Annotated in this window: 18 protein-coding genes; 16 read left to right on the forward strand and 2 right to left on the reverse strand. The window is 30.4% G+C overall.

Annotated elements, in window-relative coordinates; genetic code table 11:
- Positions 1-4 precede the first annotated feature (4 nt).
- The 7 genes from purQ to AEBR_RS15540 all read left to right on the forward strand — a co-directional run bounded on the left by purQ (position 5) and on the right by AEBR_RS15540 (position 4,919).
- Complete coding sequence (purQ, locus tag AEBR_RS01785) at positions 5-676, forward strand: phosphoribosylformylglycinamidine synthase I (protein WP_128981237.1); 672 nt, start codon at positions 5-7, stop codon at positions 674-676.
- Complete coding sequence (locus tag AEBR_RS01790) at positions 676-1,827, forward strand: hypothetical protein (protein WP_129086197.1); 1,152 nt, start codon at positions 676-678, stop codon at positions 1,825-1,827. Before purQ ends, AEBR_RS01790 begins: the two co-directional genes overlap by 1 nt.
- Complete coding sequence (locus tag AEBR_RS01795; protein ID WP_129086198.1) at positions 1,811-2,491, forward strand: lysophospholipid acyltransferase family protein; 681 nt, start codon at positions 1,811-1,813, stop codon at positions 2,489-2,491. The genes AEBR_RS01790 and AEBR_RS01795 overlap by 17 nt, the downstream gene beginning before the upstream one ends.
- On the forward strand, positions 2,491-2,877 hold the full coding sequence (gene crcB / locus AEBR_RS01800) for a fluoride efflux transporter CrcB (protein ID WP_129086199.1): 387 nt from the start codon (positions 2,491-2,493) through the stop codon (positions 2,875-2,877). Before AEBR_RS01795 ends, crcB begins: the two co-directional genes overlap by 1 nt.
- A gap of 79 nt (positions 2,878-2,956) precedes the next feature.
- Positions 2,957-3,184, forward strand: coding sequence for a Sec-independent protein translocase subunit TatA/TatB (locus AEBR_RS01805; protein WP_128981228.1), 228 nt, complete (start codon positions 2,957-2,959; stop codon positions 3,182-3,184).
- Between the two features lie 13 nt (positions 3,185-3,197).
- Complete coding sequence (argS, locus tag AEBR_RS01810; RefSeq protein WP_129086200.1) at positions 3,198-4,790, forward strand: arginine--tRNA ligase; 1,593 nt, start codon at positions 3,198-3,200, stop codon at positions 4,788-4,790.
- Positions 4,791-4,919 (forward strand): hypothetical protein, encoded by a 129-nt coding sequence (locus AEBR_RS15540; protein WP_267284944.1) that lies wholly within the window; start codon positions 4,791-4,793, stop codon positions 4,917-4,919. It abuts the gene before it with no gap.
- Between the two features lie 21 nt (positions 4,920-4,940).
- On the opposite strand, the gene rsfS is transcribed toward AEBR_RS15540, so the two are convergent.
- Positions 4,941-5,267, reverse strand: coding sequence for a ribosome silencing factor (gene rsfS / locus AEBR_RS01815; protein ID WP_128981224.1), 327 nt, complete (start codon positions 5,265-5,267; stop codon positions 4,941-4,943).
- On the reverse strand, positions 5,264-5,815 hold the full coding sequence (gene nadD, locus AEBR_RS01820) for a nicotinate (nicotinamide) nucleotide adenylyltransferase (RefSeq protein WP_129086201.1): 552 nt from the start codon (positions 5,813-5,815) through the stop codon (positions 5,264-5,266). Before nadD ends, rsfS begins: the two co-directional genes overlap by 4 nt.
- 89 nt (positions 5,816-5,904) lie before the next feature.
- On the opposite strand from nadD, the gene gap reads away from it, so the two are divergent.
- The 9 genes from gap (at position 5,905) to dxs (ending at position 15,855) form a co-directional block, all read left to right on the forward strand.
- Entirely contained in the window at positions 5,905-6,903 is a 999-nt protein-coding gene (gene gap / locus AEBR_RS01825) for a type I glyceraldehyde-3-phosphate dehydrogenase (RefSeq protein ID WP_129086202.1), read from the forward strand.
- 10 nt (positions 6,904-6,913) lie between these two features.
- The gene (locus tag AEBR_RS01830; RefSeq protein ID WP_129086203.1) at positions 6,914-8,110 is read left to right on the forward strand and encodes a phosphoglycerate kinase; all 1,197 of its coding nucleotides are present in this window, start codon (positions 6,914-6,916) and stop codon (positions 8,108-8,110) included.
- A gap of 24 nt (positions 8,111-8,134) precedes the next feature.
- A complete protein-coding gene (locus AEBR_RS01835) occupies positions 8,135-8,845 on the forward strand; it encodes a triose-phosphate isomerase (RefSeq protein WP_129086204.1) in 711 nt (236 codons plus the stop codon).
- A 2-nt stretch (positions 8,846-8,847) separates the two neighbouring features.
- On the forward strand, positions 8,848-9,672 hold the full coding sequence (fabI, locus tag AEBR_RS01840; RefSeq protein WP_129086205.1) for an enoyl-ACP reductase FabI: 825 nt from the start codon (positions 8,848-8,850) through the stop codon (positions 9,670-9,672).
- Between the two features lie 186 nt (positions 9,673-9,858).
- Positions 9,859-11,067 carry a diaminopimelate decarboxylase gene (gene lysA / locus AEBR_RS01845; RefSeq protein ID WP_129086206.1) on the forward strand — a complete coding sequence of 403 codons (1,209 nt, stop codon included), beginning with the start codon at positions 9,859-9,861 and terminating at the stop codon, positions 11,065-11,067.
- Between the two features lie 4 nt (positions 11,068-11,071).
- On the forward strand, positions 11,072-11,848 hold the full coding sequence (locus AEBR_RS01850) for an HAD-IIA family hydrolase (protein WP_129086207.1): 777 nt from the start codon (positions 11,072-11,074) through the stop codon (positions 11,846-11,848).
- Positions 11,845-12,912 carry a chorismate mutase gene (pheA, locus tag AEBR_RS01855; protein ID WP_129086208.1) on the forward strand — a complete coding sequence of 356 codons (1,068 nt, stop codon included), beginning with the start codon at positions 11,845-11,847 and terminating at the stop codon, positions 12,910-12,912. Before AEBR_RS01850 ends, pheA begins: the two co-directional genes overlap by 4 nt.
- 12 nt (positions 12,913-12,924) lie before the next feature.
- Positions 12,925-14,046: a histidinol-phosphate transaminase gene (hisC, locus tag AEBR_RS01860; protein ID WP_129086209.1), complete on the forward strand. Its 1,122-nt coding sequence runs from the start codon at positions 12,925-12,927 to the stop codon at positions 14,044-14,046.
- A 6-nt stretch (positions 14,047-14,052) separates the two neighbouring features.
- Positions 14,053-15,855 (forward strand): 1-deoxy-D-xylulose-5-phosphate synthase, encoded by a 1,803-nt coding sequence (gene dxs / locus AEBR_RS01865; protein WP_129086210.1) that lies wholly within the window; start codon positions 14,053-14,055, stop codon positions 15,853-15,855.
- Positions 15,856-15,863 lie beyond the last annotated feature (8 nt).

Below are 15,863 nucleotides of genomic sequence, written 5' to 3' on the forward strand. Positions count from 1 at the left end.
GATTATGAACATAGCTGTATTACAATTTCCAGGTACAAACTGTGAATATGACACAAAATATGCTTTTGAGAAATTGGGATGTAAAGTAACAATTGTTTGGCATAAAGATAGTAGTATTCCACAAGATACTGACCTTGTAGTAATCCCTGGAGGGTTCTCATATGGGGATTATTTAAGAAGTGGAGCAATCGCAAGATTTGCAAATGTTATGGAATCTGTTCAAACATATGCTGCAAAAGGTGGTAAAGTTCTTGGTATTTGTAATGGATTCCAAATTCTTTTAGAAGCTGGGCTTCTTCCTGGTGCTATGAAAAGAAATAACACTTTACACTTTATCTCTAAATTTAAACATTTAAAAGTTGTAAACAATGATAATATCTTTTTATCAAAACTAAAAAAAGATCAAGTTGTTAATATTCCTGTGGCTCACTTTGATGGTAATTATTTCATTGAAGAAGAGGGATTAAAAGAGTTAGAAGAGAATAATCAAATTCTTTTAAGATATTGCGATGAAAATGGAAATGTTGAGAGTCTAAATGGTTCTGTCTCTCATATTGCAGGTATCTGTAATAAAGAGAAAAATGTATTTGGACTTATGCCACACCCTGAAAGAGCAATGGAAGATATTTTAGGATGTAGTGACGGTGAAGCTATGTTAAGAGGGTTCTTAAAATAGTGAAAAAAATAGCACTTCTTTTATTTGTAGCTATCAATCTTCTTGCAAATGTATTTATAAATGAAGAGAGTCCTGTTTTTGCAGGAGTTGAACAAAACAAAGAAGTAGCTATTTCTGAAAATTATAATCAGACAAAAAACCTATATCTCTCATATTTATATCAACCTAAACATATTTATAAAAATCAAAGATTTGAGATAGAGATAAAAGCCCTTATTACTAGAAGTGATTATGATACTATAAAAACAAATTTTTTAAATGATATAAATATGACCCCATTAAATGCAGATAATCAATGGATAAAATCTGTAGATAATGATAATATCTACACAAATAGATACTATTTTAAAGCCTATGAAGAGAATTTTAAATTACCAGATTTTGAAGTACAACTTTTTAATAAGGGTGTTTTAGTTGAATCAAGAGTTCTAACTGCACCAGAAGTTAGTTTTTCAGAGATTGCTAAAAATGATGATAAATTTTCTAGTGTAATTGCAAGTGAACTAACTTTAATTGGTTCTAAATCAAAACAATACACAAACAAAGAGGCTTTAACTATTTTAGATATAGTTGCAAAAGAGTCAAATCTGGAAGATTTTAATCTAAAAGGTATAGAAGAACAAGGTTTTACTGTAATTGAAGACAACTATCCAGAACAACATATAATCTATTATATTGTTATACCTATACATAAAAAAGATATTGTATTTAACTACTACAATAGCGTTAAAAATAAACTAGAAAAAATTACTGTACCCATTGTTTTTGAGGAAGAGTTAGTTAGTACTCAAACTGATTTGAATCCAAATAATTCAAGCTTTGAATTTTATAAAAAAGTTGGAACAGGGATTTTAGCTTTAGTTCTTTTGATAGTTTTTGCAATACGAAGAAAATTTTATATTTTGATCCTATTTTTAATAGTTGCGATTACTTTTACAATATTTGCAATACCAAATAAGTTAATAAAACTAAAAGCTGATACTGTAATATATATTTTACCAACAAAAAATTCTACAATTTTTAGAAAATTAAGTGGCGAGATTATTGTTGAAGATATGAAAAGAAAAAATGGTTTTGTAAAAATTATGTTTAATAAAGATGGAAATAATTTTATAGGATGGGTTAAAGAAGAAGATGTTATCAAGAATTAGAGGTTTTGTAGTTTTAATACAGTTTTCAATTACTGTAGGTATTGTAATATTTTTTATGTATACCTTTAGAAACCATACCCATAAAGTAATTAAAATTTGGATGAAAGTTCAAATGTATCTTTTAGGAATAAAACTAGAACAAGTTGGAACTTTAGATACTTCATGCGATATGGTTGTCATGAACCATCAAAGTATTTTAGATATTATTGTAATGGAATATATTCACCCTAGAAACTTAGCGTGGATTGCAAAAAAAGAGATAACTAACCTTTTATTTTTTGGACATATAATAAAAGCACCAAGAATGATATCTGTCGATAGAGAAGACAAAGCAGGAATTATTTCACTTTTAAAAGATTGCAAAGATAGATTAGATAAGGGAAGACCTATTGCATTGTTCCCAGAAGGAACTAGAAGTGATGGTACAAATATGCTTGAGTTTAAACCAGGTGCAAAAATGATTGCAAATAAGTTTGGACTTAAAGTTCAACCAGCAATTATCTTAAATACAAGAACTATTCTTGATTCAAAAAGTTTAAAACAAAAACCAGGAATTGTAAAAGTTATCTATTTAGAACCAGTTCAAGCTGATAAAAAAGTAGATTGGTTTGAAAAGCTTGAAGAGGATATGAATCGAGTATTTAAAGAAGAGATAGGTAAATAATGTCTATCTCTTGGCAAACACTACTAGCAATTGGAATAGGTGGATTTCTAGGAGCAATATCAAGAGCTTATACAGTTCATTTTGTTAATAAACATATACCTTTGGAGTTCCCTTTAGGTATTCTAATTGTTAATATTGTAGGTAGTTTTATAATTGGAGCACTTTTTTCAGTATTTGCACACTATAGTGTAAATGAATCACTTAAAGCTTTTTTAACTACAGGTTTTCTAGGAGCTTTGACCACATACTCTACTTTTGCCATTGAAAGTTTCTTTTTACTTCAAACTTCACTCTTCCTTGGTATTACAAATATGGCATTAAATCTATTTGGCACAATACTAGCTGCAGCAAGCGGATATAGACTTTTTCTTATATTTATTAAATAGCGTTAGAACCAATAAGCAATTTTTTTTAAGCTTCAAAAAGATATAATAGTTCCCAAAATTTAGAAATTAAGGATTAATTATGGGTATGCCTGGTGGTATGGAATGGGTTTTAATTGCCCTAGTAGTTTTATTATTATTTGGTGGGAAAAAAATTCCAGAATTAGCTAAAGGTTTAGGAAGTGGTATTAAAAACTTCAAAAAAGCAGTAAAAGAGGATGATGAAGTAGCTTCAACTGATAAAAATGAAGAGATAGAAAAAAAAGCAGAAGCAAAAACTGAAGAACCACAAGAGAAAAAAACAGTATAAGTCGGGATTAATATTGCAAAAAAGAGTAAAGAAATTTATTGAAAGTGTATTAGAAAAAGAGGTAGTTTTAGAGAAACCAAAAGATTTATCTTTAGGACACTTTGCTACACCTATTGCCTTTTCACTAGCAAAAGAGTATAAGAAATCTCCAATGATAATTGCTGAGGAGTTGGCTTCAAAATTGAGTAATGAAGAACTGTTTGAAAAAGTAGAAGCTATAAAAGGGTTTATCAATTTTAAATTATCAAATGCATTTTTAGAGAAACTTACAAAAGAGGTACTTTTAAATAAGAGTGATTTTGGTAAAGATGAACCAAAAAAACAAAAAATACTTCTTGAGTATGTTAGTGCAAACCCGACTGGACCACTTCATATTGGTCACGCTAGAGGGGCAGTTTTAGGTGATTCATTGGCAAGAGTTGGAAGACATCTAGGTTTTGATATTACAACTGAGTATTATGTAAATGATGCTGGTGCACAAATGGAAATGTTAGGACTCTCTGTTGCTTTAGCAGGAAGAGATTTTATCTTAAAAGAGAGTGTTGAGTATCCAGAAAAATATTATAGAGGTGAATACCTTATAGATATTGCTCAAAAAATTTATGATGAGTTCGGAAAAGATATTTTCTATGATGAATCAAGATTTAGAGAGATGGCAGAGTTTGCAAAAAACATAGTATTAGAAATTATAAAATCTGATTTAAAAGATATTGGTATTGAGTTTGATAACTTTGTATCTGAAGCTTCACTTTATGACTCTTGGCCTGATACAAAAGCTGTTTTAGTTAAAAATGGTTCTTTATATGAAAAAGGTGATAAGTTATATCTAAAATCAACTCAATATGGAGATGATTCAGATAGAGTTGTTGTAAGAGAGAACGGTATTCCAACTTATCTAGCTGGAGATATAATCTATCATAAAAACAAGTTTGACAGAGGTTTTGATCACTATATTAATATTTGGGGTGCGGATCACCACGGATATATAAAAAGAGTTGAAGCTGCAATTGAGTTTTTAGGAAATGATTCTAAAAAACTTGAAGTTCTATTATCTCAAATGGTTCAACTTTTAAAAGGTGGTGAACCATATAAAATGAGTAAAAGAGCTGGTAATGTCATTCTTATGAGTGATGTTGCGCAGGAGATAGGTTCAGATGCACTAAGATTTGTTTTTTTAACGAAAAAAAGTGATACTCACTTAGAGTTTGACCTTGATATCTTAAAAAATCAAGATAGTTCAAATCCAATCTTTTACATTAATTATGCCTACGCTAGAATAAATCAAGTATTTAAAAAAGCAGAAAAATCTTTTGATGATGTAGTTGAAGTAACTTTTGACAAGTTAAAAGAAGAAGATGCCTTGAATTTGATTTATGAATCTTTATTGTTGCCTTCAGTTTTAGAAGAAGCATTTATAAAAAGAGATATGCAAAAAATTACAGATTATCTGTATTCTTTGGCATCATCAATCCATAGATTTTATAACAACTATAAAATTATTGGAAATGAACTTGAAGATGAGTACTTAAAAGTACTAAGTCTTTGTGCTTTAAGCATAAAAGTTGCTCTTAACATTTTAGGAATAAAAGAGAAAGAGGTTATGTAAATGAGATGGTTTATAGTTATACTTATAATAGCTTTAGGTTATGCTATAATCACAGATTATATGGGTGGGGCACGAGATGCCGCAAGTAACTATAACAAACTTCTTAGAGAGGCACCTGCTGGACAATAAGAGGGGAAACTCCCTCTTATTTTAGTGTTTTTTAATTTCTAACTCACTTAAGAAATCTTCTAATGAGTATTTCTCTCTATACTTTTCACTAATTAGATGAATGAAAATATCTCCAAGGTCAATAATTGTCCAATTATCATCTTCATCAACTCTTAAAAACTCTTCACCAAGTGGTTTCAAATCAGTTTTTAAATGGTTTAAAAGAGCAAAAGCATGTTTTGGATTTAGTGTTGTTGCAATTACAACATAATCAACAATATACTCTTTTGAAGTTAAATCAATAACCTGAATATTTTCAGCTTTCTTGTCACTTAAGATTGATTCTATTTTTTCTAATCTTTTATTCAAACTTTACCTTTTTTATGCCAAATTTTTTCTACATTTCTTCTTATTTTTTTAGGAATATAATCAAGATTAAAAGTATTTCTAAGTTGTGTAGAACTTATTTTTATATCAACTTTTAGTCTTTTTACATCACTATTTTTACTATGTTTAATCCCATCTCTTGTAACTACTACCAAAGTAACTAGTTTCTCAATCTCTTCATAACTTTCCCAAAGATGAAAAGATTTGTAATTGTCTGCACCAATAATTAAATACAATTTTTCTGGCTTATATTGTTCAATTATTTGTTTGATTGTTTCAATCGAGTAGACAGGTCTTCCCATATCTATCTCGTAAGAAGAGACAACCACTCTCTCTTTTTTTGCAAAAAGTTTTTTAAGAAGTTTATATCTTACTTTTGCATCTAAAAAAGATTTTACTTTTAATGGGTTTAAATATGCTGGTACAACAATCAAAAGGTCAATATCAAGTTTTTTTAAAGCCTTTTTTACAATTGTTTGATGACCAATATGGGGAGGATCAAAACTTCCACCAAAAATAGCAATATGCACCTAAATAAACCTTTGAAATATGATTAAATAATATTATAGCAATATTTTGATAAAATCTCTACCAATTTCATAAATACAAAAGGGAAGATATGGCTGTTAAAGTTGCGATTAATGGATTTGGTAGAATTGGAAGATGTGTAGCAAGAATAATTGAAAAAAGAGACGATGTAGAACTTGTTGCAATAAATGATACTGCATCTATAGAAATGTTAGAATATATTACAAAATATGATACTGTACATGGTACATTTGATGGTGAAGTAAAAGTTGAAAATGGATTCCTAAAAATGGGAAAAATCAATGCAAAACTATACTCAACAAGAGATGCAAAAGAGCTTACATTTACAAAAGATTGTGGAGCGCAGATTGTATTAGAGTGTACAGGAGCTTATCTTACACAAGAAAAGTGTCAAGTGCATTTAGATAATGGAGCTAAAAAAGTTGTTATGAGTGCTCCTGCAAAAGATGATACTCCAACATTTGTAATGGGTGTAAACAATGATAAGTACAAAGGGGAGAATATAATCTCTAATGCTTCTTGTACAACAAACTGTTTAGGACCAGTTGCAAAAATTATTGATGACGCATTTGGCATCGAAAAAGGGTTAATGACTACAATTCACTCTTATACAAATGACCAAAATATTTTGGATGTAAAACATCAAAAAGATAAAAGAAGAGCAAGAGCAGGAGCATTAAATATGATTCCTACTACAACAGGTGCTGCAAAAGCTATGAAACTAATTATGCCTCAACTTGATGGGAAACTTCATGGGCAAAGTGTAAGAGTACCAACTCCAAATGTCTCAATGGTAGATGTAAACTTTGTTATCTCGAAAAAGACAACAAAAGAGGAGTTAAATGAACTTTTTGAAGCAAAAGCAAAAGAGTTAGCAGGAATAGTTGCAGTTGATAATGAGATGATGGTATCTTCTGATTTAGTTGGAAATACAAATTCAACAATCATTGCTTCTGACCTTACGCAAGTTATTGGCGGAGATATGATTAAGGTTATGACTTGGTATGATAATGAATGGGGATATTCAAGTAGATTGGTTGATATGGCAGTTTTCGTAGCAAATAAATAAGGGATTCAGTATGAAACTTCAAGAGATTAAAAATATTAATATTGACGGTAAAAGGGTATTTATCAGATGTGATTTTAATGTTCCAATGGATGAGTACAATAATATCACTGATGATAGAAGAATTAGAAGTGCACTAAATACAATTAGATATTGTATTGATAGAGATTGTTCGATTATTCTAGCTTCTCACTTTGGAAGACCAACTGAGGCTGCTGAAGAGAAATACTCTTTAAAACCTGTTGCAAAAAGATTGCACACTCTTCTAAAACAAGATATTAAAATGGCAAAAAATGTTGTTAAAGAAGATACTTTAGAGATGGCAAAAAATCTGAAATCTGGTGAAATAATGCTTTTAGAAAACCTAAGATATAACTCTGGTGAAAAAGCAAATGATAAAGAGTTTGCTAAAAAACTTGCTTCAATGGCAGATATTTATATCAATGATGCTTTTGGAGTTTCTCACAGAGCTCACGCTTCAGTTGAGGCTATAACAGAGTTTTTTGATATAAAACATAAAGCAGCTGGATTTTTATTGGCAAAAGAGATTAAATTTTTCCACAATATTGTTCAAAATCCAAAAAGACCATTTGTATCAATTGTTGGTGGGTCTAAGGTATCTGGAAAACTTGAAGTTTTACATAATCTAATTACAAAAGTTGACAAAATATTAATTGGTGGAGGTATGGCGTTTACCTTCTTAAAGGCTCAAGGGTATGAAGTTGGTAAATCTTTAGTTGAAGATGATTTAATTCCTGAGGCTCTTAAAATAATGGAAGAGGCAAAAGCGTTAGGTGTAAAACTATACTTACCTGTTGATGTTGTTGCAGCAGAAGCTTTTGATGCAGAAGCTATTGCAAAACTTGTTACAACACAAGAGATACCAGAAAACTGGATGGGATTAGATATAGGACCTGCAACAGCACAACTATTTAGACTTGCTCTTGGTGATGCAAATACGATTCTTTGGAATGGACCAATGGGTGTTTATGAGATGGAAAAATTTGCAAAAGGAAGTACTAGAATCTCTAATGCAGTTGCTCAATCATTTGCAACAACAGTTGTTGGTGGTGGAGATACAGCTGATTTGGTTAGAGTAACTGGAGATGAAGAAGATATGACTTTTATCTCAACTGGTGGAGGAGCTTCACTTGAATTGATTGAAGGGAAAGTTTTACCAGGTGTTAAAGCTTTAGTTTTAGAAGAATAGAAAAAAACTTAAAGGATAATATACATGGCAATTATTGCTTCAAATTTTAAAACAAATCATACAAGAAAATCAACTGCCTCTTTCATAAAAGAGGTAGATGAGTTTATAGTATCAAATAAAATTGAAAGTGAGGTTATAGTATTTCCAACTGCTACCTCTTTTGATTTTATTAAAACACAATCAAATTTAAAGATTGGAGCACAAAATGCATACCCTATTGAAAACGGTTCGTTTACAGGGGAGATAGGAACACAACAGCTTGATGAATTTAATATTAGAACAATATTAATAGGGCATAGTGAAAGAAGACATATTTTAAATGAATCACAGGCTACAATTGCAAAAAAATATGAGTTTTATAAAGCTTTGGGTTATAAAATCATCTATTGTGTAGGTGAGCCTTTAGAGGTAAAACAGAGTGGTTTGGAGAAGACTTTGGAGTATGTGTATTCGCAGTTTGATGGTATTGATATAAATTATGAAAATCTTATTTTAGCCTATGAGCCTGTTTGGGCAATAGGAACTGGAGTAACTGCAACAAATGACGATATTGAAGCTGTACATGGTGCCATAAAAAAAAGAATTAACAAACCTCTTTTATATGGTGGAAGTGTAAAAGTTGATAATGTTCGAGAGATTTGTTCTATTGAGAGTGTTGATGGAGCATTAATTGGTACTGCATCTTGGGTTGCAGATGATTTTAAACAAATTTTAGAAAATACAAAGGATCTATAAAAATGTTAATGGCAGGTAAAAAAGGTGTTATTTTAGGTGTAGCAAACAATAAATCGATTGCTTATGGTATTGCAAAACAGTGTGCGGCTCAAGGAGCTAAAATTGCATTTACATATTTAAATGATAGTTTGAAAAAAAGAGTTGAACCAATTGCAGCTGAATTTGGAAGTGAAGATTTAGTATACCCTTGTGATGTTAGTAACCCTGAAGAGATTAAAGCTTTAAAAGAGTCTTTAGAAAAAGACTTAGGTCAAATTGATTTTATTGTTCACTCAATTGCATTTGCGCCAAAAGAGGGATTATCTGGAAGATTTATGGATATAACTAAAAATGCATTTGATATAGCTATGGATATTTCAGTATATTCACTAATTGAAGTTGTAAGAGAGCTAAAACCTCTACTATCAAATAGTTCATCTATTCTTACATTAACATATTACGGTGGGGAAAAATATATTCCAAATTATAATCTAATGGGTGTTGCAAAAGCAGCATTAGATATGACAACTAAATATTTAGCAGAAGATTTAGGAAAAGATGGTATTAGAGTAAATGCTATTAGTGCAGGTCCTATTAAAACTTTGGCAGCTGCTGGAATTAGTGACTTTAGATTTATGTTAAAATGGAATGAAGCACACTCTCCATTAAAGAAAAATGTAACAACTGATGAAGTTGGAAATTCAGGTATGTATCTATTATCAGATTTAAGTAGTGCTGTAACAGGTGAAGTTCATCATGTTGATTGCGGGTACAATATTATGGGTATGCCAGCTGTTGATTTTACAGATGGGAAACCTACTATTGCTTGGAACGGCACTGATAAGTAAGAAACTCTCTTTTTAAAGAGTTCTTCGTTTACAAAAAAATCTTAGTTAGTCATTTACTATATGTAAACTCCTAACGAAGATTTTTTCAAGCCTTGAACTCTAATAAAAATATAGCTTCTTAAAAGTTTTTATTTAGGATTTAGAAAAATCTTAAATTAAGATTTTAAAAAGTACAGGAAAAATATTATGAGTATTAATTATAAAGAGTTAGCACAGAAATATCAAACACCATATTATGTATATGATTTTGATTATATAACAAATCAATACAATGAGTTAAAAGAGTCATTTAAAGCTAGAAAATCTTTAATTGCTTATGCACTTAAAGCAAACTCAAATCTATCTGTGATAAAACATTTGGCACAACTTGGTGCTGGGGCTGACTGTGTTAGTATAGGAGAGGTTAAAAGAGCTTTAAAAGTTGGAATTCCTCCATATAAAATCATCTTTTCTGGAGTTGGAAAAATTGATGGGGAGATTCAAGAGGCTTTAGAATTTGATATTTTAATGATAAATGTTGAGAGTGCAGCAGAGCTTAACAGAGTAGAAAAAATTGCAAAAGAGCTTGGAAAAGTTGCAAGAATATCTATTAGAGTTAATCCAAATATTGATCCTAAAACACACCCATATATCTCAACTGGATTGCATGAGAATAAATTTGGAGTAGATATTGATACAGCAAAAAGAATGTATATTCAATGTAATAACTCTGAATTTTTAGAGCCAGTTGGTATCCATTGTCATATTGGTTCTCAACTAACTCAATTACAACCAATTAAAGAGTCTGTTCAGATTATTGCTGATTTAGTAAGAAATCTAAAAGCAATTAAAATTGAACTATCTTTTATGGATGTTGGTGGTGGATTAGGAATTATTTATGATGATGAAAAACTAATCGATACTTATGAGTATGCTCAAGCAGTTTTAGAGAGTATGTTTGGACTTGATATTACAGTTGTTTGTGAACCAGGTAGATTTATTGTTGGAAATGCAGGAACTTTTGTGACAAAAGTTTTGTATGAAAAAGTAAATGGTGAAAAAAGATTTGTAATTGTTGATGGAGCTATGAATGACCTTATTAGACCAAGTTTATATAATGCATATCATAAAGTTGAAGTTCTAAATAATAATAATGAACTTAGCAAATGTAATCTTGTAGGACCTATTTGTGAAAGTGGTGATTTTTTTGCAAAAGATATAACTCTACCAAAAACAGAGCATAATGATTTAATTGCAATTCATAGTGCTGGAGCGTATGGTTTTGTAATGTCTAGTAACTACAATACAAGAGGAAGAGTAGCAGAGATAGCTGTTGAAAATGGCAAAGATAGACTTATTAGAAAAAGAGAAAGCTTTGAAGATATTATTGCCCTAGAAGAGGAGTTTATAAAATAGATTAATGAACAGAGGTTTTTTTATAGATGTACAAGGTACATTAATTGATGATATTGATAAAAGACCAATAAAAGGTGCATGTGAATTTATCTCATATTTAAATGAAAACTCAATTCCTTATGTTGTTATAACAAACAATAGTAAAAATAGAAGTGAAGATTTTATAGAAGAACTTAGAAATATGGGTTTTGATATAAAAAACTATATTGACCCTTTTTATACTTTAAAAGAGATTTTGAAGAGTAAAAAAATTGCAGCATTTGGAACAGATAAGTTTTTAAATGTTTTACAAGAGATGGGATATGAGATAGATTTTGAAGAGTTTGACTCTTTGGTTGTTTCAATTAAACAAGACTACACAAATGAAGATTATGTAAAAATGATTGAGTGTGCATTTAAAGCAAAAAATTTAATTGCAATGCACGGAACATCAACTTATAGTAAAGAGGGGAAAAGATACCCTGGAGTTGGTGCAATTATGAGCATGATAAAGTTTGCATCAAATAGAGGTTATGAGATAGTTGGAAAACCAAGTTTCAACTTCTATGACAAAGCTAGAGCACTAATTAATTTGGATTTTAAAGATATTACTGTTATAAGTGATGATATGATTGGTGACTTGATTGGTGCCCAAGATTTGGGCATGAAAACGAATTTAGTTTTAAGTGGAAAAGTTAAATCAAAAGATGAAATAAATAGTTTTCCACAAGAGAAAATGCCAAATAGAGTATTTAGTGATTTAGAAGAAGCGTTAGAAAGTTTAAAAAAGGGTGAAATATGAGTGAAGAGGGATTAAAAGAGTTAAGAAATAAGCTTGATTCCATAGATAATGAACTTTTAAAACTATTAAATGAGAGAATGGAACTTGTACATCAAGTTGGAGTTTTAAAAGCTCAAAGTGGAGGAGCTATTTATAGACCAGATAGAGAAAAAGCTATTATAGATAGATTGGACTCTTTAAATAAAGGAAAATTAAATAGAAAAGCAATTGAGGCTTTATTTCTAGAGATATTTGCAGTATCAAGAACTTTTGAATTACCTGAAAATGTAGCATATTTGGGACCTGAGGGAAGTTTTACCCATCAAGCAGCAGAAACTAGATTTGGAGCCATGAGTTCATATATCTCAATTGGTTCTATAAAAGGAGTTTTTAGAGAAGTTAGTACTAAAAAAGCTAGATTTGGAGTTATTCCTATTGAGAACTCTTCAAATGGAATTGTAAGTGACACAATTAGCTGTTTAAGTAACTATAATTTAAAAATTATTGCAGAAGTAATTCTAGATATTCACCACACTTTGGCAACTACTTGTGATAAAGTAAGTGATATTAAAAGAATCTACTCAAAAGATATAGCTTTTGATCAATGTCATAACTTTTTGGAAAACTTTGGTTTAGATGAGGTAGAACATATTCCCGTAGAGTCAACAACAAAAGCTGCAAAATTTGCTTTAAACGAACCAAATAGTGCGGCTATTTGTTCTCATGTTGGTGCAAAGATGTATAATCTACCAATTTTGTTTGAGAATATTGAAGATAAAGATAATAATAAAACAAGATTCTTTATAATAAGTGATTTTGAAAATGCAAGTTCTGGAAATGATAAAACATCAATTTTAGCAAAACTTCCAAATACTCCTGGGGCACTTGTGGATTTTCTTACAAGTTTTAATAAAGCAGGGATTAACTTGACAAAAATCAAATCACATATTGTGGAAGGAATATCAATATTTTTTATTGATTTTGATGGACATAAAGATGATGAAAATGTTAAAAAAATCTTTGAAAAACATAAAAATAGTATTAAGTTTTTAGGCTCTTATGTTAAAGAGATTGATGATATATAAAAAGAGGAAAAAATGAAATTTAAAGAACTTTTAGATGAGTGTAAAATTTATGAAGCAGGTAAACCAATTGAGTTGGTTGTAAGAGAGTATGGTGTAAATGAGAAAGATATAATCAAACTTGCATCAAATGAGAACCCATACGGAACTTCACCAAAGGTAGTAAAAAAAATTCAAGAGTTATCAAAAAATATGTTTATGTACCCTGATGACTCTATGTATGAATTAAAAGATTCTCTATCAAAAAAATATGGTGTCTTAAGTGATAATGTAATTATTGGAGCAGGAAGTGACCAAATAATTGAATTTCTAATTAAAGCAAAGTGTCATGTTGGTTCAAAAATACTTATGGCAAAAACAACTTTTGCAATGTATGAAATTTATGGAAAACAAGAGGGTGCTACAATCCTTAGAACTCCTAGTAATGAACACAATTTAGCTGAATTTGAAGCTATGTATAAAGAACATGGAGCAGATATTATCTTTTTATGCCTTCCAAACAATCCATTGGGAGAGTGTTTAGATAAAGAGGATGTTTATAATTTCTTAGCAAAAGTTAATAAAGAGACTTTGGTTATAGTTGATTGTGCATATATGGAGTACGCAGCTTACAAAGATTCAAAAAAAGCAATTAATCCTTCAGATTTAATTGAGAGATTTCCAAATGCGGTTTATCTTGGAACTTTTTCAAAAGCTTATGCTCTTGGAGGTATGAGGGTTGGATATGGAATAGGGCAAGTTGGTATAATCAAAACCCTTTATAAAGTAAGACCTCCTTTTAATATTACAACTCTATCTTTAGCTGCTGCAATTGAAGCTTTAAAAGATGAAGAGTTTGTAAAAAAATGTATTGAATTAAATTTTGTAGAGATGAAAAGATATGAAGAGTATGCAAAAAGCAGAGGGTTTGAATATATAGAAAGTTTTACAAACTTTATTACAATGAAATTTGATAATAAATTTATCTCTTCACATGTTGCACAAAATCTTTTAGAAAGAGGTGTTATAATTAGAGATTTAACAAGCTATGGTCTAAATGCAATTAGAATAACTATAGGAAGAGAAGATCAAAATACAAAAGTATTCAAAGTTTTAGATGAAGTACTAGAACAATTAAAAAAAGAAGAGAACTTATAACTTATTATGGAACTAAAAGATAAAAACCTCAAAGAATTAGAAAAAATTTGTCAAGATATAAGAGAGAGGATAATTGATGTTGTATCAAAAAAGGGGGGACATTTCTCCTCTCCTTTAGGTGCAGTTGAATTAACTGTGGCTATGCATAAGGTTTTTGATATAAAAAAAGACCCTTTTATATATGATGTTTCCCATCAATGTTATCCCCATAAACTTATAAATGGAAGATGGGATGATTTTGAAACCCTTAGACAATACAACGGAATAAGTGGATTTACAAAACCCAATGAATCCAACGCAGATTTTTTTGTAGCAGGACATAGTTCCACATCAATATCCCTTGCAATTGGTGCAGCAAAAGCTATAAAACTAAAGGGAGAAGATAGGATCCCTGTTGTTATGATTGGTGATGGCTCTATGACAGCTGGGATGGTTTATGAGGCTTTAAATGAATTAGGAGATAGAAAATATCCTGTGGTTATAATCTTAAATGATAATGAGATGTCAATAGCAAAACCTATTGGTTCTATATCAAAATATCTATCAAAAATATTAGCTGGTAAGTTTTACCAAAATTTTAAAGATAGAGTAGATAGAAATATAATTCAGAAACTACCAGAGGGAGCAACTTATCTAGCTAAAAAGATAGAAGAGAGTATGAAACTTATCACTCCTGGTATTATTTTTGAAGAGATGGGGATAGATTATATAGGTCCAATTGATGGACATAACTTAGAAGAGATAATTGAAACCCTACAAATAGCAAAAGAGATAAAAAAACCTGTAATAGTTCATGCAAGAACCATAAAAGGTAAAGGGTATGAATTTGCAGAGGGACAACATGAAATATGGCATGGGGTATCTCCTTTTGATGTACAAACTGGTGAGTTTGCAAAAAAATCTTCAGCAAAAGCTGCAACAGCAGTATATGCAGATGCACTTTTAGAACTGGCTAAAAAACATGAAAATATTGTAGGTGTAACAGCAGCTATGCCAAGTGGTACAGGTATTGATAAACTAATGAAAGAGTTTCCTACTAGATTTTGGGATGTTGCAATTGCAGAACAACATGCAGTAACTTCAATGGCAGCTATGGCAAAAGAGGGATTTAAACCTTTTATTACTATCTATTCAACTTTTTTGCAAAGGGGATATGACCAAATAATACATGATGTCTGTATTATGAATTTACCTGTTGTTTTTGCAATAGATAGAGCTGGAATTGTAGGAAATGATGGAGAGACTCATCAAGGTGTTTTTGATATCTCATTTTTAAGAGTTTTACCAAATATGATACTTTGTGCTCCAAGGGATGATAAAACATTAGAGTATGCATTAGAGTTTGGTTATGAGGCTAAATCTCCCTGTGCAATTAGATATCCAAGAGGAGCCTTTGCTAAATTAAATTATGAAGCAACAAAATTTGAATTAGGTAAGGCTCAGCTTTTAAAAGAGGGAAGTTCAAAAAAACTCTTTATTGGATATGGAGCAGGGGTTAGTAGAGCTTTACAAACAGAGAGTTTACATAGTGAAGATATTGCAGTATTAGATTTAAGATTTGTAAAACCTCTTGATGAACAACTTTTAAAAGAGTTAAGCCTTAAATATGAGCAATGGTATATTTTTAGTGATTCTCAAAAACAAGGTGGGGTAGGAAGTGCTATTTTAGAGTTTTTAAACAAAGAGAGAATCTGTATAAAAGTTAACTCTTTTGAGTACGAAGATGAGTTTATAGGACATGGAGATACAAAATTAGTGGAAGAGTCTTTAGGATTACTTCCTTCTCAACTTGTAAACAAAATAGTATAGTTTAGGAA

This window comes from Halarcobacter ebronensis (assembly GCF_013201825.1).
GTDB classification, from domain to species: Bacteria; Campylobacterota; Campylobacteria; order Campylobacterales; family Arcobacteraceae; genus Halarcobacter; species Halarcobacter ebronensis.

What these genes read in the sequence shown, in the direction of transcription:
- pheA (WP_129086208.1), top strand. Translation starts at nt 11,845, where the DNA reads ATGAGTGAAGAGGGATTAAAAGAGTTAAGAAATAAGCTTGATTCCATA.
- AEBR_RS15540 (WP_267284944.1), top strand. Translation starts at nt 4,791, where the DNA reads ATGAGATGGTTTATAGTTATACTTATAATAGCTTTAGGTTATGCTATA.
- purQ (WP_128981237.1), top strand. Translation starts at nt 5, where the DNA reads ATGAACATAGCTGTATTACAATTTCCAGGTACAAACTGTGAATATGAC.
- AEBR_RS01805 (WP_128981228.1), top strand. Translation starts at nt 2,957, where the DNA reads ATGGGTATGCCTGGTGGTATGGAATGGGTTTTAATTGCCCTAGTAGTT.
- AEBR_RS01830 (WP_129086203.1), top strand. Translation starts at nt 6,914, where the DNA reads ATGAAACTTCAAGAGATTAAAAATATTAATATTGACGGTAAAAGGGTA.
- AEBR_RS01835 (WP_129086204.1), top strand. Translation starts at nt 8,135, where the DNA reads ATGGCAATTATTGCTTCAAATTTTAAAACAAATCATACAAGAAAATCA.
- AEBR_RS01795 (WP_129086198.1), top strand. Translation starts at nt 1,811, where the DNA reads ATGTTATCAAGAATTAGAGGTTTTGTAGTTTTAATACAGTTTTCAATT.
- lysA (WP_129086206.1), top strand. Translation starts at nt 9,859, where the DNA reads ATGAGTATTAATTATAAAGAGTTAGCACAGAAATATCAAACACCATAT.
- AEBR_RS01850 (WP_129086207.1), top strand. Translation starts at nt 11,072, where the DNA reads ATGAACAGAGGTTTTTTTATAGATGTACAAGGTACATTAATTGATGAT.
- hisC (WP_129086209.1), top strand. Translation starts at nt 12,925, where the DNA reads ATGAAATTTAAAGAACTTTTAGATGAGTGTAAAATTTATGAAGCAGGT.
- gap (WP_129086202.1), top strand. Translation starts at nt 5,905, where the DNA reads ATGGCTGTTAAAGTTGCGATTAATGGATTTGGTAGAATTGGAAGATGT.
- fabI (WP_129086205.1), top strand. Translation starts at nt 8,848, where the DNA reads ATGTTAATGGCAGGTAAAAAAGGTGTTATTTTAGGTGTAGCAAACAAT.
- dxs (WP_129086210.1), top strand. Translation starts at nt 14,053, where the DNA reads ATGGAACTAAAAGATAAAAACCTCAAAGAATTAGAAAAAATTTGTCAA.
- crcB (WP_129086199.1), top strand. Translation starts at nt 2,491, where the DNA reads ATGTCTATCTCTTGGCAAACACTACTAGCAATTGGAATAGGTGGATTT.